This is a genomic window from Secundilactobacillus malefermentans, from assembly GCF_008033155.1.
Classification (GTDB): Bacteria; Bacillota; Bacilli; order Lactobacillales; family Lactobacillaceae; genus Secundilactobacillus; species Secundilactobacillus malefermentans.
Genome location: NZ_CP042371.1, coordinates 172,886 through 196,603 on the forward strand (window position 1 = coordinate 172,886; position 23,718 = coordinate 196,603).

21 protein-coding genes are annotated in these 23,718 nt (G+C 39.4%); 1 reads left to right on the forward strand and 20 read right to left on the reverse strand.

Annotated features, from left to right (window positions below; translation table 11 throughout):
* Positions 1-189: 189 nt before the first annotated feature.
* The 5 genes from FGL90_RS00855 to FGL90_RS00875 all read right to left on the reverse strand — a co-directional run bounded on the left by FGL90_RS00855 (position 190) and on the right by FGL90_RS00875 (position 5,777).
* Positions 190-1,188 carry a DUF1002 domain-containing protein gene (locus FGL90_RS00855; protein ID WP_010620079.1) on the reverse strand — a complete coding sequence of 333 codons (999 nt, stop codon included), beginning with the start codon at positions 1,186-1,188 and terminating at the stop codon, positions 190-192.
* A gap of 115 nt (positions 1,189-1,303) precedes the next feature.
* Positions 1,304-2,059 (reverse strand): serine hydrolase, encoded by a 756-nt coding sequence (locus FGL90_RS00860; RefSeq protein WP_010620080.1) that lies wholly within the window; start codon positions 2,057-2,059, stop codon positions 1,304-1,306.
* Positions 2,056-2,949: a C40 family peptidase gene (locus tag FGL90_RS00865; protein WP_147656506.1), complete on the reverse strand. Its 894-nt coding sequence runs from the start codon at positions 2,947-2,949 to the stop codon at positions 2,056-2,058. The genes FGL90_RS00860 and FGL90_RS00865 overlap by 4 nt, the downstream gene beginning before the upstream one ends.
* A gap of 117 nt (positions 2,950-3,066) precedes the next feature.
* Positions 3,067-4,140: a dipeptide epimerase gene (locus tag FGL90_RS00870; protein ID WP_010620082.1), complete on the reverse strand. Its 1,074-nt coding sequence runs from the start codon at positions 4,138-4,140 to the stop codon at positions 3,067-3,069.
* An 11-nt stretch (positions 4,141-4,151) separates the two neighbouring features.
* Complete coding sequence (locus FGL90_RS00875) at positions 4,152-5,777, reverse strand: peptide ABC transporter substrate-binding protein (protein WP_147656508.1); 1,626 nt, start codon at positions 5,775-5,777, stop codon at positions 4,152-4,154.
* A 240-nt stretch (positions 5,778-6,017) separates the two neighbouring features.
* Here FGL90_RS00875 and FGL90_RS00880 point away from each other — a divergent pair, with 240 nt between their 5' ends.
* Positions 6,018-6,464, forward strand: a complete 447-nt coding sequence (locus FGL90_RS00880) for an Lrp/AsnC family transcriptional regulator (protein WP_010620084.1) — start codon at positions 6,018-6,020, stop codon at positions 6,462-6,464.
* A gap of 26 nt (positions 6,465-6,490) precedes the next feature.
* Here the strand turns inward: FGL90_RS00880 and FGL90_RS00885 are convergent, their stop codons facing one another.
* From FGL90_RS00885 to FGL90_RS00955, 15 genes are all read right to left on the reverse strand, one after another.
* Positions 6,491-7,036: a C39 family peptidase gene (locus FGL90_RS00885; RefSeq protein ID WP_147656510.1), complete on the reverse strand. Its 546-nt coding sequence runs from the start codon at positions 7,034-7,036 to the stop codon at positions 6,491-6,493.
* Position 7,037: 1 nt separating this feature from the next.
* The gene (locus FGL90_RS00890; RefSeq protein WP_147656512.1) at positions 7,038-8,141 is read right to left on the reverse strand and encodes a DmpA family aminopeptidase; all 1,104 of its coding nucleotides are present in this window, start codon (positions 8,139-8,141) and stop codon (positions 7,038-7,040) included.
* A gap of 88 nt (positions 8,142-8,229) precedes the next feature.
* On the reverse strand, positions 8,230-8,700 hold the full coding sequence (locus FGL90_RS00895; protein ID WP_010620087.1) for an arginine repressor: 471 nt from the start codon (positions 8,698-8,700) through the stop codon (positions 8,230-8,232).
* 37 nt (positions 8,701-8,737) lie between these two features.
* On the reverse strand, positions 8,738-10,210 hold the full coding sequence (gene arcD / locus FGL90_RS00900) for an arginine-ornithine antiporter (protein WP_010620088.1): 1,473 nt from the start codon (positions 10,208-10,210) through the stop codon (positions 8,738-8,740).
* Between the two features lie 30 nt (positions 10,211-10,240).
* Positions 10,241-10,930 carry a Crp/Fnr family transcriptional regulator gene (locus tag FGL90_RS00905; RefSeq protein ID WP_010620089.1) on the reverse strand — a complete coding sequence of 230 codons (690 nt, stop codon included), beginning with the start codon at positions 10,928-10,930 and terminating at the stop codon, positions 10,241-10,243.
* 61 nt (positions 10,931-10,991) lie between these two features.
* Positions 10,992-11,936 carry a carbamate kinase gene (gene arcC / locus FGL90_RS00910; RefSeq protein ID WP_010620090.1) on the reverse strand — a complete coding sequence of 315 codons (945 nt, stop codon included), beginning with the start codon at positions 11,934-11,936 and terminating at the stop codon, positions 10,992-10,994.
* A gap of 70 nt (positions 11,937-12,006) precedes the next feature.
* Entirely contained in the window at positions 12,007-13,035 is a 1,029-nt protein-coding gene (argF, locus tag FGL90_RS00915) for an ornithine carbamoyltransferase (RefSeq protein WP_010620091.1), read from the reverse strand.
* Positions 13,036-13,068: 33 nt separating this feature from the next.
* Positions 13,069-14,304, reverse strand: coding sequence for an arginine deiminase (gene arcA / locus FGL90_RS00920; RefSeq protein WP_010620092.1), 1,236 nt, complete (start codon positions 14,302-14,304; stop codon positions 13,069-13,071).
* Between the two features lie 365 nt (positions 14,305-14,669).
* Positions 14,670-15,677: a ribose utilization transcriptional repressor RbsR gene (rbsR, locus tag FGL90_RS00925; protein WP_147656514.1), complete on the reverse strand. Its 1,008-nt coding sequence runs from the start codon at positions 15,675-15,677 to the stop codon at positions 14,670-14,672.
* Between the two features lie 88 nt (positions 15,678-15,765).
* The gene (locus FGL90_RS00930) at positions 15,766-16,758 is read right to left on the reverse strand and encodes an aldo/keto reductase (RefSeq protein WP_010620094.1); all 993 of its coding nucleotides are present in this window, start codon (positions 16,756-16,758) and stop codon (positions 15,766-15,768) included.
* Positions 16,759-16,848: 90 nt separating this feature from the next.
* A complete protein-coding gene (murQ, locus tag FGL90_RS00935) occupies positions 16,849-17,757 on the reverse strand; it encodes an N-acetylmuramic acid 6-phosphate etherase (RefSeq protein WP_010620095.1) in 909 nt (302 codons plus the stop codon).
* Positions 17,758-17,909: 152 nt separating this feature from the next.
* A complete protein-coding gene (locus FGL90_RS00940) occupies positions 17,910-19,370 on the reverse strand; it encodes an amidase (RefSeq protein ID WP_010620096.1) in 1,461 nt (486 codons plus the stop codon).
* Positions 19,371-19,468: 98 nt separating this feature from the next.
* Entirely contained in the window at positions 19,469-20,449 is a 981-nt protein-coding gene (locus tag FGL90_RS00945) for a ribose-phosphate diphosphokinase (RefSeq protein WP_010620097.1), read from the reverse strand.
* Positions 20,450-20,511: 62 nt separating this feature from the next.
* A complete protein-coding gene (recD2, locus tag FGL90_RS00950; protein WP_010620098.1) occupies positions 20,512-23,001 on the reverse strand; it encodes an SF1B family DNA helicase RecD2 in 2,490 nt (829 codons plus the stop codon).
* Between the two features lie 34 nt (positions 23,002-23,035).
* Positions 23,036-23,710 carry a tetratricopeptide repeat protein gene (locus FGL90_RS00955; protein WP_010620099.1) on the reverse strand — a complete coding sequence of 225 codons (675 nt, stop codon included), beginning with the start codon at positions 23,708-23,710 and terminating at the stop codon, positions 23,036-23,038.
* Positions 23,711-23,718: the final 8 nt, after the last annotated feature.

Consider the following 23,718-nt stretch of genomic DNA (forward strand, 5'->3'; position numbering starts at 1 on the left):
TTTCACTCCCTCAGAGAAGATGGTCTTTAATACGAAAGCTGACAATGTAACTGCTTCCACATAACCACATATTAACACATCTTGTTCAATTTGTTTCAATAAAGGTTAAGAAATAATAAAGGTATGTACCAAGTATTTAACTTGGGGTATGCAAAAAGGGTTACCAACGCAAAGTTGATAACCCTTCTGTTAATTAAATAAACTATTAAAGAAATCAGTGATTTTTTGCCACAAACTCTGTAAAAAATTCTGAGCTTTTTTTGCATCCGCACTATTTGCGAAGTCTTTCAACGATGCCATTTTATCTCCAATAGAGGATTTTAAATCATTGGCAACATTCGTGACGTTGTTAATATACGTTTTAGTTGTTGAAACGGGTGCTTTTTGAACATTGCTTAGCGCTATGACGATATTATTAATTGAAGAACTAGGCGTCTTACTCGTAATATCATGATCTGCTAATGCTTCTTCTAACATTTGCTTAATATCTGCTTTCGTTGCTAAATTATTATCCGATTGGCGTTGTTTTGCAAGTTTCGCGGAAACATCACCCACAGCAGACATTAATTTCCCTGGATAACTAGTATCGTCACTATTTGAATTAATGGCTGGTTGTGTCGCATCAAGCACATCATTGGCAGCCTGTGTGTTTTCAGCATTCAACGATAAGCCATCTGCAGCTAAGGCCTTGTAGACACCCGTTAAGGCTGATTCACCAGAGACTGACTTATCGGCCGTCACCGTGATAATAACGTCCTTTACTCCTGCCATAGTTGCAACCATGGCATACTGTTGAGAAGTAACCTGTGAAATATTATTTTGGCCATTAAATTTTTCAATATTAACTTTAACGCCACTTCCAGGATCGGCAGGTGCTAACGAAACCGAGCTAATCATGCTTGCATCGGTTGTACCAGCAGAATTTAGATAAGTAGCATAATCATTTCCCGTCGCAGTCAATGATTCATAATTTGACTTCACTCCTAGGGCAGTTGCAATATCATCCTTATCTTCACTTGCTAGACCGGCCCCATAGACAACGTACGGCTTTGAAAGTGCTTTTGTTTGTACTGCTGATGAACTTGACGAGTCCGTCGTATCAGCAGAAGCTAGCTGACTTGTTATCCCCAATGTACCAACAAAGACTAACCCGACAAATAGGTTAACTAATATCTTTCGCAGTTTCATAAACTATTCCTCATTTCACTTTGATAAAGTAATTGTACCCTATCCAATTAGTTTTAATGTGTATTTCAAACTAATTTTAATGAATCTGAAAGCCCTTTAGCATTCCGTAATCATTTCACATATCCAATTCATAATTAGCAATGGATAATCCCACTTGCTGCATCATTTGTAGCGTCTTAGTTCTATCACTCTGACTTGTGCTCAGCACCGCAACATCAGTAATGTGATTAGTCGTGATAAATCGTGCAACATCATGATCAACGCCATTTCCTTCACCAGTTTTATTGAATACCTGAATTGGCCACCCTAATTCATCAAAGGCGCCAGGTAATTTATAGCGTGCTTGCTGATTCAAGAACCAGTCTTTCGTCTGCTTATCCGCCTTTTTTGAGATTAATTCTAATAGTCTTAAGGCTTCACTTGCAGTTGTCCTGTTATCAATCCCTTTTTCCAATGCCGATACATCCATTAGGTACCTATTTAAATGAGTTTCAGGAAAACCATTCCCTTGTAGCCATGAATTAACTTTTTTCATACCAAGTTCGTTGATAATCAAATTAGCCGCCGTATTATCCGACACAGAAATCATTAACCCAAGTATCTGAGAAACTGTAAACTCACCCGACTGTAAAATCTGTAAAACGCCGGCACCTCCGACAATATTTGACTTCTTAAGTGAAATTAGGTCTTCAAAATTCAGATTTTCCATGGCACACGCCAAAATTGGCAATTTAATCAATGAGGCCGCCGGAAAACTAACATTTAAATTCTTTTCAAATACAATTCTGTCGTCAATTTTGACAATGACAGCACAATTTGCAAAGCCATCCAATTCGTCATGTAGTTCATCAACAAGTTCAGTCATGTTCATCGCCAGTATCTCCTAGCGCCTTCAAGTTCAGGAGCATAACGCATTTCAGTAAGCGTTCCAATATCAATGTTCTTTCCAATCGTTCGTGACTGAATCATTTGGCCATTTCCCATATAAATTCCAACATGGTGGACATAGCCTGTTCCGTGGTCATAGGCAAAAAACAACAGGTCGCCGGGTAAAAGTTCTTCGGGAGAAACGGGCATGCCATTTTGGCTTTGATCATCTGCGTCCCTAGGAATTTGAATTCCTAAAACTCGGTGTAAATTATAGGTCAAACCGGAACAATCAAATCCATACGAGCTTATTCCTGCCCACAGATATCGTAGGCCCATATATTGCTCAGCCATTTTAACAATAGTTTCGCCCACATTTCCGCCAACGACGGGCAATTTAATTGAATCCGCTTGAATAAATCCACTTCCAAACGGGGTTTGAACTTTAAGCAAATTATCTTCCTCAGCAATCTGTTTAAAAGTTGTTCCCATACTAATATCCATTAAAGGTTGTTTCTGAGCGTCGAATAGAGTGGTACTTTTCACAGCTACTTTTACTTCTGCCGTTGTCTTATTAACAGATGTTAGCGCTTCAGGACCCAATAATTTAGTCGGAACCCAGCCACTATAGCCATCTAAGCTTTTATCATCAGGTTGCCCTAAAACGGAAACTTTTGCCCAGCCACCCTCAGTATAGTCTACTAGCACCTGATCATTAAACAGTGCTTGGGTTGCCAGCCGATTGCCGTCAGCAAGGTCAATTGAACTTTCTAATGACATTTCACTTACCCATTTTTTGACATCTCCAGTCAATGCCAGTTGATCTTCTTTACGTGGGGCATCTTTGCTTGTCCAAATAGTTGCAACCGGTACAATCACTCGTTTAATTTCCATGAGAATTTCCCCGCTTCCTTTTCTATCAATATACAACATTCAACCGCTTTTCAAAAGGTAAGACCATCAAAAGGACACCAAGCGTTTTTCACGTTTGGTGTCCTCTCATTAATATGCCTAACCCAAACCCAAGCCAATCTTATCAGGTAATGTAATATTTTCGCCTGATACTTCAATACCACCGGCAATTGGATTTTTCGAAAACATCATTGATGCATCTAAATCAACATACTTAATATTTTCTTTAGCAGCCGCAAGATGAGCAGCCGCGGTCACTGAAACTGAGGACTCAATCATGCTGCCAACCATACACTCAATTCCCGCTGCTTCAGCAAGTGCATTAATTTTCAGCGCATTATCAATTCCGCCCGCTTTCATGAGCTTTAGGTTGATTAAATCACACCCACCCATATTAATTAAGCGAGCTGCATCCGTTACTGAAAAGATGCTTTCATCTGCCAAAATTGGGGTCAAAACGTTCTGCGTCACATAGGCCATTCCCTCAAAGTCAGTTGCAGGCACTGGCTGTTCAATTAACTCAATATCCAAGTGTTCTGCTTCCATTGAGCGAATAACAGAAACCGCCTGTTTTGAATGCCAGCCTTGATTCGCATCAAGCCGGATTTTAATATCTGGTCCAATTGCTTTTCTAAGCTCACGAACTTTTTCTAAATCATGCTGTTCGGTATCGCTACCTACTTTGGCTTTTAAGCAATGAAACCCTTTTGCAACTAAGCTCTTGGCATGGTCGATCATTTCCGATGTTGTGCCCACACTCACGGTATAATCCGAAATTATTTCATGCCGATATCCTCCCAGCAGCTGATATAGCGGAACCTGGTACTGCTTGGCCAACAAATCGTTAATTGCAATATTCAAAGCTGCTTTCGGGCTCGAATTATGAACAGCGGACATCTCAATTAAGCGTTTAATTTCTTCACTATTCGTCAAACTTAACCCGATCAACTTTGGTCCAATCAAGTCATCCACAATATAATGAATACTTGCCTTACTGTCTCCAGTTATAACGGGTGTTGGTGCCGCCTCACCATATCCCACCGTGCCGTCATTTAAATGAATCTCAACAAGCACCGTTTCCGCAGTTGTCACTGTGCGCAATGCTGTTTTAAATGGCTCTTTGAGTGGAACAGCAACATCCCTAGAAATTACTTTCTCAATTATTGGATTCAATTGACTGCCCTCTATTTCTTGATATAAGCATACTTGTAATCGTAGTTTGCACCAGCAGTATTGTAGATGATGCCCTTAACATAAGGACGAACCAACCATGCTTCACCAGATTGATAAAGTGGTGTGATTCCTTGATCCTTTAGTAAAATATTCTGAGCTTTAACCATGTCATTCCAACGAGCATCCGCATTGCCAGAATCTTTTCCATTTGAAGCCTTGATTAACTTGTCATATTCTGAATTTGACCATTGAGAATTATTACTACCATTCCCTGAAGTTAGAATATTCAAGAAGGTGATAGGATCTGAGAAATCAGCGAACCAGTTACAAATTGACGCTTCAAAATCATGATCTGCCTGACGTGAAAGTAATGTTCTACCTGGAATATTGCTTAATTCAACTTTTAGTCCAGGTAACTTTTGTAAGTCACTTTGAACATATTGACTTAGTTGTTGCATATCATAACCATCGGAATTCAAGAGGGTAAAGCTTAGGCTTGTTTGGCCAGATTCCTTTAACCCTTCCTTCCAAAGCTTCTTAGCTTCAGTTGGATTATACTTCATTGAACTTGGAACAGTTGTATCATCCGTAAAGTCCTTGCCATCTGTTGGCGATTTTGCTAATCCCTTTGAGACGAAACTAAGTGAATTAACCGCCCCACCACCAACAACTTTGTTTACAAGTTGATTTCGGTTGATAATCATTGACATTGCTTGACGTAACTTCTTATTCTTGAACATTTTGTTCTTTTGATTGAACGCAATGTAGTAGGAAGACGACTGTTGACGATTAACAACATTCGCATCACTCTTCATTTGCTTAGCTTGAGTTGTTGATAATTGGTCCATATCAAGTTTCTTTTGGTTATAAAGATTCAAACCAGTTGAATTTTCCTTGATAACGCTCACTTTAATCTTGTTCATCTTAACGTTTGCTTTATCCCAATAGTTTTTATTTTTCTTTAGTGTATAGCTCATACTAGAACCATTCCACTTAGTTAAAGTATAGGGGCCATTGTAGACTTGGCTTGTACTCTTATTGCCATAGCCACTCCCATATTTATTAACAACTTTTTCGTTCTGAGGGAAGAATACTGGGAATCCCATCAATAACTTGAAGTATGGAATTTTCTTTTCCAAAGTTACCGTCAATTTGTATTTGCCGTCTGCTTTAATTCCTAAAGTTTTGACGGCCTTTTTCTTGTTAACGATGCTATCAGCATTTTTAATCCCTGAGAAGAGGTACGTATATTGTGAAGCGGTCTTAGGATTAACGGTTCTACGCCACGAATAGACGAAATCTTGGGCTGTCACTGGATCCCCATTACTCCACTTTGCATTTCTACGAAGATTAAATGTATACGTTAGTCCATCTGCAGAAACAGAGTTTGATTTAGCAATACCTGGTTCAACTTTACTATCTTTACCTAGTCGAACTAGCCCCTCATCCACGTTATTCAACGTATTAAACGTGGCAACTGCAGTTGATTTTGATAAATCAACACTCGTCAATTGATCGCTTGTCGAAGTTGAAAACTCTTGTTCACTCGAGTTACTTGATGACTTTCCACACGCTACGAGAATTAACGACAAAGCTGTCAAACTAATCCCCATTGTTACCTTCTTTGCTAAATGCATACCCTTCACTCCTTAAATTTTGCCACTAAACACTTCTGAACCAATAACCCTAATTTACCACACAATTTAATGAAAATATATTCATTCACTCATTTACATTTAATATTTAAATAAACATAGCTTTGACTAAATTATCATTAGTAAAATGTTAGATTTACTTTATTTAATTAATCAAACGCCCCCTATATGACGTAATCATGTGATATTATTTTAATAAACCAAATTAGGAGTGCAGTAATAATGGACAAAACAGATGTAATAATTATGAATGAATTACAAAAAAATGCGAGATGCTCTTTAAAAGAGCTCGAGGCAAAATGTTTCATCACTTCTCCTGCCATTGCAATTAGAATCAATCGACTGGAAAAGAACGGAATTATAAAAAAATATCAAGCAATTGTCGACTTGCCAAAACTTGATTATCACGTTAAAGCCTTCATCAGATTGCAGCTTGATCCAAATCTAGAGCCTGATTTTTATCAATTTGTTAGTCATTCAGCCCACGTTCTTCAATGTGATTGTGTGACAGGAGACTATTCGCAACTTCTTCAAGTAGCCTTTAGCAACACCGGCGCCTTAGATAGCTTTGTGAATGAGGTTTCAAAATTTGGTAAAACGAGTACCCAAATCGTCTTTTCTACGAGTGTTGATAACCGTGGACCAAAAATTTCATCAGAAAATATATAAATAAAGAGACGCCCTCGGGCATCTCTTTATTTGACCACAATGGCCATTCTTCTGGTTTCATAAATTGTTTCAAATTTAGATTTTTCCAGCCAATATTGACCATCAATTGGATCACTTAAATGAACGGCATCATTTCGAACGCCATCTAATACAACGGCATGATTGTTTGTTGGTGCTATACCAAATGAATAGGATTTCCACTCTGGTTGTTCAAAATGAACTGTAACAAATGTGATAACTGGATTTCCCTTTTCAAGTTCACGATAAAGCCAACCAACAGCCGCACCAGATAAATTTTCAACGCGGCCGTATTGACGTGCCCAGCGACCTAACGGAACCGGAAAAATAGCTTCAAATTTATTTGGTTGCGTCTCAAATGGAGAACCCCCGAATCCATGGTAGGGATTTCCATCTGTAGCAATTGGCATTTCTTTTAGAAACGTTAAATAATCAATATTAGTCAGGCAGTTCTTATAGTGAAGTACTTCGAGTAGGCTTGCAGCCTCACAGCCATTTTCCGCACCATATGCCATTTGATCAATGTTTGGAACATCTAATAGAATTTCTTTCAAGTTATTCAACTCCTAAGGCCAGTTTGACTTTAGTTACCATGGCTTGATTAACTTGGGAATCACCCGTCATTTTTTTCAACGCATCGGGTAGACTAAGTCGTAGCTTTCCCTTGCGATCAACAACGGATTCAGCATGAACAAGTGAGCTACGAACAGACTCATCAACACTTGCCGCAACCGCCCGAAAGAACGCATCAATTTTCTCATCGTTAAAACTTTGAACAGTCGTAATCTGCTGTTTTGGATAGTGGTTGACCCGATTGGCAGTGGAAAAGGCAATCACAATTTCGCCACTACCATGACCAATAAAGGAACCAGTGCGTGTAATACCAACTGTTGCCCGATTAGCGAGGCGTTTGAGCTGCCGCGAGTTCAGCGGTGCATCCGTTGCAATGACCGTGATAATTGACCCATGTTCCTCCTTCTTTTGACTTGCCTTAAAGAATTTAGCTATTTCCTCACCAATTGGTTCACCATCAATCACTAAGTCTCCCAGAAAGCCAAAATTGGACATCACTAACGTACCAACGGTGTACGTCGCATCATCCACCTCAATAACTCGTGAGGAGGAACCGATACCGCCTTTTAGGTCATAGCACATCATTCCGCGACCTGATCCAACTGCGCCTTCTTCAAATTGTGCCCCAGCACGCTTGATTGCCTGTAGGACATTATCTTCAGTGACCGCCATTTTCCTAATATTAGAGACATCCCCATCATTACATTCCATTACTATGGGATTAACAGTGCTGGTTGTGTCCCCAATATCCGAATTCTGTTTCATCATATATTTTGTCAGTGCATTTAAGGCAGTTCCTACTCCAAACGTATTCGTCAATAAAATCGGTGTCTCAATCGTCCCTAATTCATTAATTTGAATCAGGCCTACACTCTTACCAAAACCATTAATCACATTTGAAGCTGCTGGAACCTTCTCCAAAAATAGATTCCCTGATTGCGGTAAAATAGCTGTTACTCCGGTATGTACATCATTCTCGTCGATTGTCACATTTGCAACCTTAACTCCCGGTACATCCGTCATTAAATTTCTTGTACCCCTTTTTCGAGTTGATACATCATTTTTTAGATTTACAGTAAGTCCCATATCACCACTCCATTCTTTTTTAAAATATCATTGAACGGCTATTTGGTCAATCAGCATATAAAAAAGTCAGGCAAATTTGCCTGACTTTTTACATATCTAATAAATTTGAATCTGCGTTATCAACAATCAATTTATTAATTGATTTCGCAGTGATTGCATCCTTGCTTACTAACACAATTGTATCGTGCCCAGCCAAAGTTCCAGAAATGTCCTCAATACTGAGATCATCAATAATTGCAGCAAGTAAATTAGCGTAACTTGGTAACGTGTGGACGATATTTAAAAACTGAACTTGTTCCACTTTGATAACGGTATCGTGAATGGCTCGAAACAGATGTTGTTTTTCCGTTTCATTACCGCTTTTATAAATAACGTATCTCACTTTACCTGTAGCACCTTGTTGCTTCACAATTTGCATTTCACGAATATCCCTAGATATTGTTGCCTGCGTGGCTACAATTTGAATTGAGTTGAGCTTCTCCATTAGTTCATCTTGAGTAGAAATTTCAAATTTATTGATTAATTGCTCAATCTTCGCTTGTCTAATCGCTTTCTTCATAAGAATTCCTCACAGACCGACACCTTATTAATTAATGCTAGAATAACAAGTTAAATTGACTCCAGGTTAGGCTAGTAACGCCATTTAATCCCAAATGGAATAGTTCAAAGATGGTTAAAATTGCTAAGATTCCAACAATCCAGGCTACTGTCATTTCGACCTTGCCAAATACTTTATCAGCATGATTATCACGCTTTTGGAGTAACCAGAATACTGGTATACCAGCAGCGAATAATAACGTCATCAATAGGATAAAGCCAAGGTTTGATGCGTAGAGTAGCCAAACAGCGTAAATGCTTGAAATCCATCCAACAACAATATTTCCAGTTCTACCCGCAACGCTTTTATCCTCTTGTAGTGAGAATTTTAATTGGTAAAATGCAGAAAATGCATATGGAATCAAAATTGCAGCACTAGCAATTGAATAGAAGAAATTGTACGCCTGTGCGGTAATCAAATATGAAAACATAAAGATTTCAACACAAACGTTAGTAAATAGTAATGAATTGATTGGCGCACCATTTTTGTTTTCCTTCGCAAAAATCTTAGGGAATGATCCCTCTTTGGCAGCTTCATAAGGTAATTGACCAGCAAACATTGTCCATGAAAGCCAAGCACCAACAACTGAAATGATCAGGCCAGCATTAACCAACATTGCGCCCCACTTACCGACAACACTTTGTAGAAGTGCAGCCATTGCGGGTTGACTTAAGTTTGCTAAACCAGCTCGTCTCATAACACCAAATGAGAGCAAGGTAATTAAAGCGTAAATCAAGATAACGGTAATAATTCCAAGAACAGTCGCACGACCAACATCTTTACGACGACGTGCTCGACCTGAAAATACAACTGCACCTTCAATACCAATGAAGACCCAGACGGTAACAAGCATGGTATTTCTTACTTGGCCCATGACGTTACCAAATTGGAAACTCCCACTAGGTGTATACCAGAATCCATGGGTGAAAACACCTAATCTAAACGCAATTACCATTGTTACTAAGAAAATGAAAATAGGAATTAATTTAGCAATCGTAATAATCGTATTAACGAATGATGCGGACTCAATTCCACGTAGAATCATGAAATGACATCCCCACAGGATAACTGAGGCAGCTAGAATGGACCAAATATTTTGACCATCCTTGAAAACTGGGAAGAAGTAAGCAACCGCACTCATCAGCAACGTTGCATATCCAACGTTACCTAACCATGCGGATAGCCAGTATCCCCAAGCCGAGTTGAATCCCATATACTTACCAAATCCAGCTTCAGCATAGCTATAAACACCAGCATCAAGATCCGGTCGTTTCATTGTTAAGTTTTGAAATGTTTTTGCGAGCATTAACATTCCGATACCAGTAATAACCCATCCAATAATAATTGCTCCGGCACCTGCACCGGCTGCCATATCATGCATTAAGTTAAAGACTCCACCACCAATAATTGAGCCGACAACTAACGCAACTAACTCAAGTAAACTTAGTTTTCCTTTACCTGATTCTTCCATGATTAACACACTTCCTTTTGTTTAGTGTAATTAAACAAAACTCTCCCTGGAAAATGTAAAATTCTTATGCTGATAACTAATGACACCATCTGATACCAATTTGCGAACGGTCCGACTCGCGGTTTCTCGTGTCGTTCCACTAACCCGTGCAAGTTCAATTAGCGTGATTGGATAAGGAACATAAACTTCCCCATCCCCCTGCTTTTGTCCAAGTTTTTCACTAAAAATTTCTAAGGCCTGTTCGACCCGTTTAGTTGCACTTGAAACAAGCATTCGCTGCAATTGATCCTCGTTGTTGTTAATAATCTGCCCCATTACTTGAATAACCCGAATGGTCGCGACCTGATTCTGCTTCAAAGCTTGTTCAAATTTGTCCATTGGAAAGGAAACGATTTCAATATTTGTCAACGCCTCGGCAGAGTACGCGTACTCGTCGTCGCTAAACAAACCACGATATGGAAACCCCTTTTTCTCCTTAATATAACTAAGGAAGCCGAAATCTCCTGTTTCATCTAACCGTTCTGTACGGACAAGTCCGGAAACAACGTAGTAAAAGCGCTCTCTCGAATCACCCTGATCAAATAAAATCTGTCCTTTAGAAAAATTTTTAGCCTGCATTTGTTCAGTCAAATAGTCGAACTGCTCTTCAGAAAAATCTTCAAACTCCATCGTTTTTTTCAACCATTCTTTGTAGCGTGGGTATTCAGCCTTGCTTATCATGAGTTAACTCCTCTCTAAAGCTCCAAGAAAAGTATAACTCAAATAGCTGCATAAGGTCTAATTAACGAGTGATGATTGTGCCTGATCCGTTTTCTAGGAACTGTCCAACATTTTCAAGCGAAGTGACAACGGCTTTTCCACCATTACTATTCTTCACAAAGTCCATGGCTGCTTGTACTTTTGGCAACATGCTGCCCTTTGCAAATTGGTCTTCCTTAATATACTGAGCTAGTTCATCAACCGTCACGTTTTCCAATTTCTTTTGATCTGGCTTGTTGAAGTTGACGTAGATATTATCAACCGCTGTCAAAATAATGAGTAAATCGGCATGAACTAGTTCTGCAAGTTTCTCAGAAGCAAAATCTTTATCAATAACGGCTTCTCGCCCAACTAATCGATTAGCTTCTTTGACTACTGGAACACCACCACCACCAACGGAGATTGGTACTACACCAGCATCAACTAATGCGTCAACAACCTTATATTCTTTCACACCAATTGGTCTTGGAGATGGAACAACTCGACGATAACCTCTACCTGCGTCTTCAACGAAAACTTGGTCTGGATTTTCGGCTTTCTTTTGCTCAGATTCTTCTTTGGAATAGAAAGGACCGATTGGCTTTGTTGGATTCGTAAAGGCGTCATCATTTGCGTCAACCTCAACTTGTGTCACTAGGGTTGCAACATCAACATCCATATTTTCTTCCGCTAGGACTTCATCAAGCGCATTTTGCATCCAATATCCGATACTTCCCTGAGTCATTGATACCGCTGTATCCAATGGCATTGCGGGGTTGGTCTGAGTACTACCTGCTGCTTGTTGAAGTAATAAGTTTCCGACTTGAGGGCCATTTCCATGAGAAACAATTAGCTTGTCCCCTTGTTGAATGAACTTAACCAAATACTTTGCTGTATCTCGAAGTGCTTGTTGTTGTGCTGCTGCTGATGCATCCGTTGATAGAATGGCGTTACCACCTAAGGCAACGACTACTTTTCTTCCTGACATATGAATACCACCTTTATTTTAATAAAAACGAGCATATAGTACACGACTACATGCTCGAAATAAAATCTGATTAAACTCGTGGGATAAATAGGTTCCCTAGAGTTGCAGCCATCATTGCTTTGATGGAGTGCATTCTATTTTCAGCTTCTTCAAACTGACGAGCATACTTACTGTTGAACACTTCATCCGTAACTTCCATTTCTGAAAGACCATACTTCTCTTTAGTATCTTCCCCAACTTTAGTATCAGCGTTGTGGAAGGCTGGAAGACAGTGCATGAAGATTAGTTGATCATCAGGAGTGCCAGTTGCTTTCATGGCTGCCATATTAACTTGATATGGCTTTAATTCCTTAATTCTTTCTGACCAGTTATCTTCTCCCATTGATACCCAAACGTCGGTATAAACAATATTTGAACCCTTCATACCTTCAGCAATGTCATCGGTAATCAATAATTTTGCACCTGACTTTTTAGCAAAGTCGTTAGCATATTTTTGAATGTCATCATGTGGGAACAAGTGCTTTGGTGAAACGATGTGAATGTTAACACCCAAGATTGCACCGGTTACTAATAATGAATTAGCAACGTTATTACGACCATCACCCATGAAAGTAAGTGTTAAGCCCTTTAAGTGGCCGAAGTTTTCCTTAACCGTCATGAAGTCAGCTAACATTTGAGTTGGATGCCATTCGTCAGTTAAACCGTTCCAAACTGGAACACCACTGTCACGAGCTAAGATTTCGGCATCGCTTTGTTTGAATCCACGGAATTCGATTCCATCAAACATACTGCCTAGAACTTTACCTGTATCTGAGGTTGTTTCCTTCTTACCCAAGTGAATATCACTTGGTCCAAGGAAGTCTGGGTGTGCACCCAAATCATGTGATGCTGTAACAAATGCAGCACGAGTTCTAGTTGATGATTTTTCAAATAGTAAGGCAATATTCTTACCTTCCAAATATTTATGAGGAATGTTGTTCTTCTTTAAATCCTTCAAATGCAGGCCGAAATCAATTAAATATTCCAGCTCCTCAGCAGTAAAGTCTTTCTCAGCAAGAACACTACGTCCTTGAAATACATTTTGTTTAAAATCCGTCATAGCAGTTAACCCCATTCTAATTAGTTTAATTTATTATAAATCTTCACGAACCAATGGCATGCTCATGCAACGTGGACCGCCTCGACCTCTTGATAATTCACTTGAGAGAACATCGATAACTTTTAATCCATGTTTTCTAAGCAATTCATTAGAAACGTAGTTACGGTTATATGTTACAACAACGCCAGGTGCAATAGCCAACGTATTTGAACCATCGTTCCATTGTTCACGTCCAGAAATGATTGGATCTCCATTTCCAGTTGGAATTAGGTCTAAGTCATCTAATCCAAGAGCGTCCTTTAAGACTTGCTTCAAATCAGTTCTGTGATCAAGTTTCAACTCGCCATCACCTTTACCTGGTGTAATAGTCCAAGTATCAATGTGGCCACCCTCGCCTAAGATACCTGGGTGAACTGTAAATTGATCCGTATTAATCATTGTGAACACAGTATCCAAATGCATCATTGCGTGGTTATGTGGAATCTTGATTGCAATAACTTTATCGAATTTGCTATCCCTAAATAGGTTTCTAGCAATATCTTCGATAGCATTTGCAGATGTCCGTTGTGATACTCCGATTGCTAAGACATGGTCACTTAAAACTAATTCGTCTCCGCCTTCAATTCGAGTATCATGGTTACGGTCACGCCATACGTTTAAGCCTTTGTTAGCAAAACGTGGGTGATACTTGATGATTGTTTCCATAAATAGTGATTCACGTTGACGGGCAGCAAATGTCATGTGGTTTATACTTAAACCATCACCAATTGAAGCTGCTGGGTCACGAGTAAAGTATAAGTTAGGCATTGGATCCATTAAGAATGGATAGTCATTTTCTTCAGCTGCACTTACTAAGTCTGAAGGGACAAAATCTAATTCATCTTTTCTGACACCACCCATGATTTTATTAACCATGTCCTGAGTGCTTAAGCTTAGTAAATATTCTTTTAGTGCATCGTGAGTAGCACCCATAGCATAGCCGCTCTCAGTCAGCATTTGTTCTAAGAAACTATTTTTGAGTTCGTCACCACCTGCATCAATTGCTTCTGCAGATAGTTGTTCTAGATAAAGGACTTCGGTTCCATTTTGACGAAGAGTATCTGCAAAATTATCATGTTCCTTTTGAGCGATTGGTAAGTATGGAATATCATCGAATAATAAACGTTCCATCATATCTGGGGTAAAGTTTTCAACTTCCACATCGGGGCGTTTTAGCATTACCGTCTTTAATTTACCAATTTCTGAATTTACATGGATTGGACTTGTCATTGAGCATTCCTCCTAGTTCTTATTTACAAGACCTATCTTATCCTGAAATGTAACCGCTTTCTATAAATTGATTGCATTCTAAATGTGATGCATATCTCATTTTAATTTTGCTATGAATAGTCACTTATAAAATCTTTCACAATCCAGCATATTCATTAATATTTCGATTATTATACACACGTTAATGTATATAATTAGAAAATTAGTTTTTGATTAAATATTATTATTTTCTAATATTAGCGTTAAATAGCATATTTTGACCATTTATTCATAGATTATTCACATAATATTCAAATAATTCATGAATAAATGGATATTCAGCATTGAATATAAAAAGGACCGGCAGTGTATGCCCGTCCTTCATTTTAGTCTTTTAACCTTTTAACGCTACGCCGTTTAATTAACTTTAATGACAGCTTCTTATTCTGTGGTTGAAGCTTTCTATTTTTCAATCGATTAATCAATAGCTCCGTGGCAACCTGCCCCATTTCAAATGCGGGTTGGTGGATTGTCGATAACTCAGGGGTCACGTATTCCGCTATATCGATATCATCATACCCCATTACCGAAATATCATTCGGTATCTGATAGCCATTCTCTTTCAGACCCCGATAAATACCAATTGCGATTTCATCACTAATTGTAAATACAGCTGTGGGATCTTTTTCAATAATCTGTGAAACCGCATGATACCCACCGTTTTTCGTAACTTCCGAATTTACGATGTCATCATCTTTTATTGGGTTTCCAGTCTTTGCAAATACCTCTTTAAATCCAGAAATACGTCGGATGATGTTTTCAGTGGGGTTTTCAGGCGCAACAATCACAATTTTTTTATGATTGTTTTCTATTAAGTACTCAGCGGCTAGCCTTCCGCCCTCTTCATCATCTATCCAGACCCGGTCCCCTTCGCTGACAGCGTTTTGATCAAATAGCAAATACGGAATTTCATTCCGCTTCAGAATCGTGTCCACCGCGTCTCGATCAATCGTTGCACTAGCAATTATGAATCCGTCCGCTGCTCTTTGAATAAGCTCCTCAAGGTAGCTTTGAAGTTGTTGACTCTCATTTGCATCAAATATGATGGGCACAAAATCATTTTTACGGGCTACTTCTTGAATACCTTTTATGAAAATACTGAAAAATGGGTTCGCAATGTCCGGTACGAGCACGCCAACCGTTCTTGCTGACTTCATTATTAGGTTTCTGGCATTAAAGTCAGGCACATATCCCAAACTTTTCTGCAGGGCCGTCACGCGTCGCTTTGTTTCATCGCTAAAACGATCCCCTTTACCATTCAAAATTTGGGAAACGGTCGTCACTGAAACCCCAGACGCCTCTGCAAGATCTTTTATTGATACTTTTCGAGTCATTTCAAGTACCCCTTAGTTGTTTATTTACAAAACAAACTTAATTCATTTTATAAAAAGGTCGGAACGTTTTTCGTCTCGACCTTTTCAACTATGCTTTTAAAATTCTTTCAATCTCAACTAATTCATCATTCGTAAATTCGAGATTTTTCATTGCCTCTAAATTACTTAAAAGATGTTTTGGTTTTGAAGCACCCGTTACGATACTTGCAACCGTTTTACGCTTTAGCAACCATGCAATACTCATTTGAGCAAGCGTTTGGTTCCGGTTTTTGGCAAGTTCGTTTAACTCATTTAGTTTGCCTACAATTTTAGCATTACCGTCTGCAAGAACCTGTGTACTACTCCAATGAATCTTGAAATCGTCTGAAATGCCATTCAAGTATTTATCGGTTAATAAGCCTTCAGCTAACGGACCATATGAAACTAAACCAACGTTATCGGCGTCAAGTTCATCCAATAAACCGTCCTCTTCAACATTTCGATTTAACATGTTGTAAGAAACTTGGTTTACAACAAACGGTGTATGGAATTCCTTGAACCATTTAACCATCTCTTGAGTTTGCTCACGACTATAATTTGAAATTCCAACGTATAGCGCCTTACCATCTCTAACAACTTGATCCAACGCAGCAGCTGTCTCCTCGCTGCTTGTGTTAGGGTCTGGACGATGACTATAGTAGATATCAACATAATCCAGTCCCATTCGTTCTAGGCTATTATCAAGCGCAGTAATTAACGTCTTACGGGAACTCATTTCACCGTAAGGACCAGGCCACATATGAAACCCAGCTTTTGTTGTAATGACTAATTCATCACGATACGGCTTTAAATCTTTCTTGTAGACTTCGCCAAACATCCGCTCTGCAGCACCGGATTCAGGGCCGTAATTATAGGCTAAATCAAAACTGAAAATTCCGCTATCAAAAGCTTTAAGCATAACTTCTTCACTAGCTTTAAAATTGGCATCATCGCCAAAGTTATGCCACATACCAAATGAAATAGCTGGTAGCTGTAATCCACTATTTCCAGCGCGCCTAATTGGCATACGCCCATCGTAACGATTTTCATCAGCTTTGTACAAATCACTCACTCCTTAATAGATAAGAACATAAGTAAATTGTAAAAGATAGAGCACACTCCCGTCAAGCTGTTTCACTTTATATTCAGGAAACTATTTTACATTATCGCTTAAGTTAACCGCTCGACTGATATGTCCATCAGCAGCATCTAATAAACGTTTAGCTTCTTCAATCGTTCCCTTAGTTTCAATCAGCACAATGGCTAATGGAACATTGTTATGAGTTCTTGATAACGCTCTTTCGGCTGCTAAAGTGGAAGTTTCAGTTGCTGCTGCAATAATTCTCTTTGCTCGTTGCATTGTCTTAGCGTTCGTAGGAACTACATTAATCATCAAATTTTGGTAAACCTTCCCTGATTTGATCATAATTCCAGTTGAAAGCATATTTAAAATCATTTTTTGTGCCGTCCCGGCTTTCATCAAAGTGGCACCAGTAATTACTTCTGGTCCCACAATTGGACAAATAACGACGGAAGAAACTTGCTCAAGCGGGCTATCTGCCACACAAGTAATCCCAATTCTTAACGAGCCTACCTCTGCTGCATACGCAAGTGCGCCATTTGTATAAGGCGTATTCCCACTTGCTGTAATCCCAATGACGATATCTTTTTCGGTAAGATTAACTGCTTTGAGATCTTCGCTACCCTGTTTGCTTGAATCTTCAGCACCATCGATTGTCTTAGACATGGCACTTAGCCCACCAGCTACTATTCCAAACGCTTCTTCATCGGCTAGGCCATACGTTGGCTTAAGCTCAGTTGCATCAATGACGCCCAACCGTCCTGATGTACCAGCACCAATATAGATAAGACGACCACCAGAATTGAATTTTTCCACTGCTAGGTCAATTGCCTTTGCGACGTTTGGAAGTTGCTTTTGGACTGCACGCCCAACCCGCTGATCTTCGCGATTCATAATGTCAGTCATCTCAAGGGTCCCTACCTCATCGATGTGGGTTGAATGACGGTTGCGCTGTTCTGTCAGTAAATCTTCGAAATTCATACTTCCGCCTCCAATATTACCTAATACATATCAGTCTCATTGTATCACATATATGTTAGCGCTTTCATAGTTTTTTAAATTTCATATTCGGATTTGCAAGATAATTTCAAAATATCAAAATTGAAAACATTTCTTGATAATATGAATGCTTCTTACATCGATTTAAGCTTAAAGATACCCTCGTTTTCAAGCAATTTCCCAATTTTTAGGAGGCCACTTTCATTCCCTTTCTTTGCTAGAAATTGAACTCCTAAGGGTAAGCCTTCGTCAGTAACATGGGTTGGTAAGCTAATTGCTGGTTGCCCCGTTAGATTTGCCTGCTGTGTAAATGGTGACCGAGTCAAAGCTGGTAACCATTGATCATAGATGAGTTGTTGTTGTGCTTTTGGACTAAATTGAGAAATTTGCGTCAACTTTTGCTGATTTTCAGGACTAATTAAAGGATCACCAACTTTAGGTGCAGGCCAAGCAGTTGTTGGCGTCAGCAGGAAATCATAATCGTTCAAAAACTGATCCATGACGTAACCTGCATGATCCCACTTTCCCAAAGCTTCACTGTATTGAGCAGCGGTAATGTGTTTTCCAGTTTCCCCCAGTGCCCATGTTAACGGCTCCACCTCAGACTGCTGAATTTCTCGTCCAAATGCGACTTTTAAATCATCAAACATGGCGTTTGTCTCACCAGCATTCATTGCGTAATAAGTCTCCATAAGTTCTATTCCATTTAAAGTTGGTGTCGCATTAACGACTTCATGACCGAGTTTTTCTAGAACGTCTGCAACTTCATGAACGGCTTTTTTTGCTTCTTCGGATACGGGAGTTCCAACTGGTGACTCAACACTAATCGCGATCTTTAACTTTGGTAAAGGCTCATCGATAGTCTGCAAAAATCCTGGCTGATATGGCGGAACTTGAAAAACTGCTGCTGACTGGAGAGTCTGTAAGCTGTCTAACAGTGCTGCCGTATCATCCATATCTCTCGTCAGGCCAAAATCAATGGCAGCCCCCTGCCATGAACGCCAATCTGCCGGCCCAACCGGAACCCTACCCCGAGTTGGTTTTAAGCCAATTAACCCGGAAAAAGAGGCCGGAATTCTAATTGATCCACCACCATCACTTCCGGCGGCAATTGGTACAAACCCGGCCGCAACACTGGCTGCTGCTCCGCCACTCGACCCTCCAGGTTGATAATCCAAATTCCATGGATTATGCGCATTTCCGTAAAGCTCCGAATCAGTAATATTTTTAAATCCAAATTCAGGCACATTCGTTTGACCGATAATGATAAATCCAGCACGTTGTAAGGCTTGCACGAAAAAATTTGTTTGAGCAGCAATCTGATCCTTCAATAAAACTGAACCAGCTGTACTTGGTTCCCCCGCAAGGGACTGACCTAGTCCCTTAATTAATAAAGGAACGCCATAAAACGGCTGGCCAGTATCCGTCAAATGGTCACTTTCAAAAATGGCCTTTTCCTTTCTCAGGGTCACGACCGCATTTAAGTTCTTATTTTGCGCAGCTATCCGTTGATAAGCGTCCAATATTAGCTCGCGACTTGAAACATTACCATTTCTGACCAACTTTGCCATTTCTAAACCTGTTCTAAAATCCATAAATATCATCTCCATACCAAGTTGCTTAAACTGAGTTTATCACGAAAGCGCATACATTTCTGCATAAAAAAAAAGCGTTCACCGCTTCTTAGATTAACCTATTTAAGGAAAGCTTCCTTTTCAGCGCGAATCAACGCCCCAACACTTTCTTCATTATAAATTCGTTGAATTGCTTTGCCCATCAAGTTGCCTACTGATACCACAACAAATTTATCACTTTGTTTTTCTTCAGGTAACTTAATTGAATCAGTAAAAACAACTTTCTTTAAAGGTGAGTTGTTTAATTCTTCAACTGCGTTTCCACTAAAAACAGCGTGAGTTGCAACGGCAAATACTTCTGTAGCACCTGCACGTTCCAACGTTTTAGCTGAGTTTGCAATCCGAACCCCAGTATCGATGATATCATCAATTAAAATAGCTCGTTTGCCTTTAACAGAACCAATAACGGCATCAGGAGACGTAGTAGATTCATTATCGTCTCGGTTGTCAATAATCGCAATTGGTGAGTGCAACAGTTCAGCTAATTTTCTAGCATTCGATACGCCGGCATGATCTGGTGACACAATAACAAGATCGTCATCCAACTTATTTTCAACAAAGTACCTTGCCAAAAGCGGTGCCCCTTGCAAATGGTCCATTGGAATGTCAAAGAAACCTTGGAGTTGTGCTGCATGCAAATCTAGTGTGACCATTCGATCAACACCGTCCATCTCCAACATAGATGCAATTAATTTTGCAGTAATTGGTTCTCGTGATCTCGCCTTTCGATCAGCACGCGAGTATCCATAATAAGGAATAACGACATTGATTGAGTTAGCGCTAGCTCTTCTCACTGCATCAATCATAATCATTAATTCCATCAGCATTGAATTAACTGGATTTGAGACTGATTGGATTAAGAAAACATCATCCCCACGGACGCTTTCTTCAATGTTAATTTGAATTTCACCATCACTAAAATGTTTGACTGATGCTTTTCCTAATTCAACTCCCGCTGACTTAGCAATTTTTTCTGCTAATGGTTGGTTAGAATTCAACGCAAATAATTTTAACGTTCCCTTACCGACTTTGTCCGCCATAACGTGCCTCCATCTATTTTCTAATTTGATTATCGCAAGTATTAGTCGCTTGTGCAAGTCATTTAAGCCCGTTTTGGCATAAATTCTTGTGGTGAAATTCCATTCATGCCAATCATCGGATCAATTTTACCGGAAAGAATCATTTCTTCACTTAGTCTTGTATCATGCACGACCTTGGTATCTGCTGATGCTTCAGAAATGTTTTCACTAGGTGTTTCTTCCATCTCACCCTTTTTTTCGGTTTCGACACTTTCCTTTGGCTGATCATCAATGACTGACTGTAGGCGTTCCTTTAGCGTTGTTTTCCGATTAACTGATTGATTTTCAACACATCTTCTAAACGAGTCAGTGTCTCCGAGTAAAATTAACATTTTTTCGGCACGGGTAACTGCCGTATAAAGCAGGTTTCTTTGTAACATCCTAGCATATTGGGGCACCATTGGCAGAATCACCATTTTAAATTCTGACCCTTGAGATTTATGAATTGACGTGCAATATGCCAACGTAATTCTAATCCAATCATTTCTCCCATAGGTGACTTCAGTTTGGTCAAATGCAATGGTAATCTGATCGGATTTAGATTCATTTGCTTTATCGCTGGCCAGATCTATTCCAACAATAATCCCAATATCCCCGTTAAAAACGTTATTTTCGGGACTATTGACAAGGTGAAGAACTTTGTCCCCAATTCGAAACTTTTGGCCTCGAAACTCAACTTCTTTTTGTTGTGAATTTTTGTGCGGATTCATTATCTCTTGAATTGTTTCATTTAGACGATCAATTCCAGCAACACCCCGATACATTGGTGCCAAAACCTGAATATCTGAGGTATCAAATCCCTTCACCTTAGCTTTCGATACAATCTGGCTAATGACCGAGTCAATCTGACCCGCTCCACATGGAATAAAGGAGCGGTCTGCCTGGTTGACTGTAAAATCACTCGGCAATTTCCCCTCTTTGATGCTGTGGGCCAGTGGAATGATGGAGGAACCATCCCCCTGACGATAAATGGTTGTAAGTTCAATCTTATTTATCTCGCCGCTTGCCAATAAATCATGAAAAACTTGGCCCGGTCCAACCGATGGCAATTGATCTTTATCCCCGACCAAAACAACTTGCATACGACTGGGAATTGCCTTTAAAAGACTTTGAAATAGAAATTCATCCACCATCGACATTTCATCAACTATCAGGAGGCCACCCTCAAGTTCATTTGTTTCCACATCTGGATTCTGTTCACGTCCAGTCAGGCCCAATAAGCGATGAATCGTACTTGCGGGTAATCCTGTTGTTTCACTCATTCGTTTGGCAGCTCGCCCAGTGGGGGCAGCCAATAAAACAGGAAATGGCTTATCTTTATATTCATTGATATCAAGCGATAGATTATGCACTCTGCCATATAAATTAACCAACCCATTAATGATGGTCGTTTTACCAGTTCCTGGTCCACCTGTAAGTAAAAAGACCCGGGAATTTATTGCTGCAGTTAAAGCACCTTTTTGGGAATCATCATAGGTAATTCCCAACTGTTTTCCAACGATTCGAAGTTGCTTTTCAATTTGCGAATCTTCAAGTGGCTCTAAAGCTTCATCTTTAAGTAATCGATTTAAATGCTCAGCAATCTGCCACTCGGCATCATACAATTGCTTCAAATAGATTCGATCATGATCCCCAACAACCTTTTGTTCCTTAGCTAAACTAACCAATTGTTCAGCCAATAACTGTGGGTTTATTTCTGTTTGTCGACTATCTTCCAATAACTGTAAGGCCGTCTGCATTAATGGCTTTGCAGTTGTATAAACGTCACCATCCTGCATTGAAAGATCTTCAATCGTTTGTAAAAGTGCTGCTCTCACTCGTTTTGGATCATCATTCTTAATTCCAATTTGGTTTGCAACCCGATCTGCACGTTTGAAATTGATTCCAACAATATCTTCAACAAGTTGATATGGGTTTTCTTTAAGCACATCGAGCGTTTCACCGCGGTATTTCTCAAATATTTTGGCGGTTAATTGACTACCAAACCCATAGCTATTCAGCCCAATAACAATTTGATCCATTCCGTTATTTGCTGTTAGATTTTCTATTAAAACTTCTCTAACTTTTGGCTTCAGATTTAATGGTGCTAAACATTCTGGATCGCCAATTATTTTATCAATTGCTTGTAATCCCAGCAAATCAACAATTCGTTCTGCCGTCTTTTTCCCCAAGCCAGGAAAATCATCGCCAGACAAATAACTAATAATCCCCGTTTTCGAAGTAGGCGTCTCATTTTCATAATTATCAGCTTGAAATTGAGTGCCATATTTAGGATGCGACACCTTTTTACCAACAAATCGATAGGTCGTTTCTTCGCTTATTTCCGCAAAATTGCCTATGACAACAATCTCGTCTTCATGCCAGTCCAAACTAGTTTCTGAAATTTTTACAAGTAACACTTTATAAAAACTATCAGGACTCGTAAAAAAAATGGCAGAGACATTTCCCACCACAAAATTGGACTGTTGGTCGGTTTTATTTTGGTCATCAAATAAATTCATGGATTCTGCCATTTTCCACTATCGCTTCCTTCTTGTTAAGTAGTAACTAATTTTTTCGAGCCTTAATTAATTCTTCAATTCCTACCAACTTGTTTTGTTGCTTTTTAAAATAAGTTGGATCATTCTTCTTCGCCTTTTTAAAATAGTCATCGAACGGCTGTGATAAGACCATCGCTAATAGCCCACGGTCAAAGTTTGCTGCACCATCCTCAGGATCATTTTCTAAAATAATATCAAAGTATTGCGCTGCCTCATCAAAGTTACCTAATGCTAAGAGATTTTCAGCAACCAGTCTATTAGCACTCGAATCTTGTTTAGCCAAATTCTGGGCTGTTAAGGCATAGGCAAGTGCCTGTTTATGATTTCCTAAGCCAATATAGCACTGACTAATCATTAAATACGTGTCTTTTTGTAATTTATCTGATTTAATTTTAGTAAATTCATGGATTGCTTGATCAAATTTCCCAGATTCATAGTAAACGTTGGCCAATCCATAGGTTAATTCATCGGTCGCTTCGCGAGTTTGATTCTTTAATAATCCTTGTGCTTTTAAGAATAGTTCTTCTGCTTGCGCATAGCTCTTTACCTGAGTCAACATGGCTCCTAAATTATAATAAGCGTGGTAATCGGCTGGATTAGCATCAACCTTTGCCACTAATTTCTTCAGAAGCTCCTCGGTTTGTTTTTTTTCATCTTTTCGATTCACTTTTTTATCTGTCATTGTGCTTC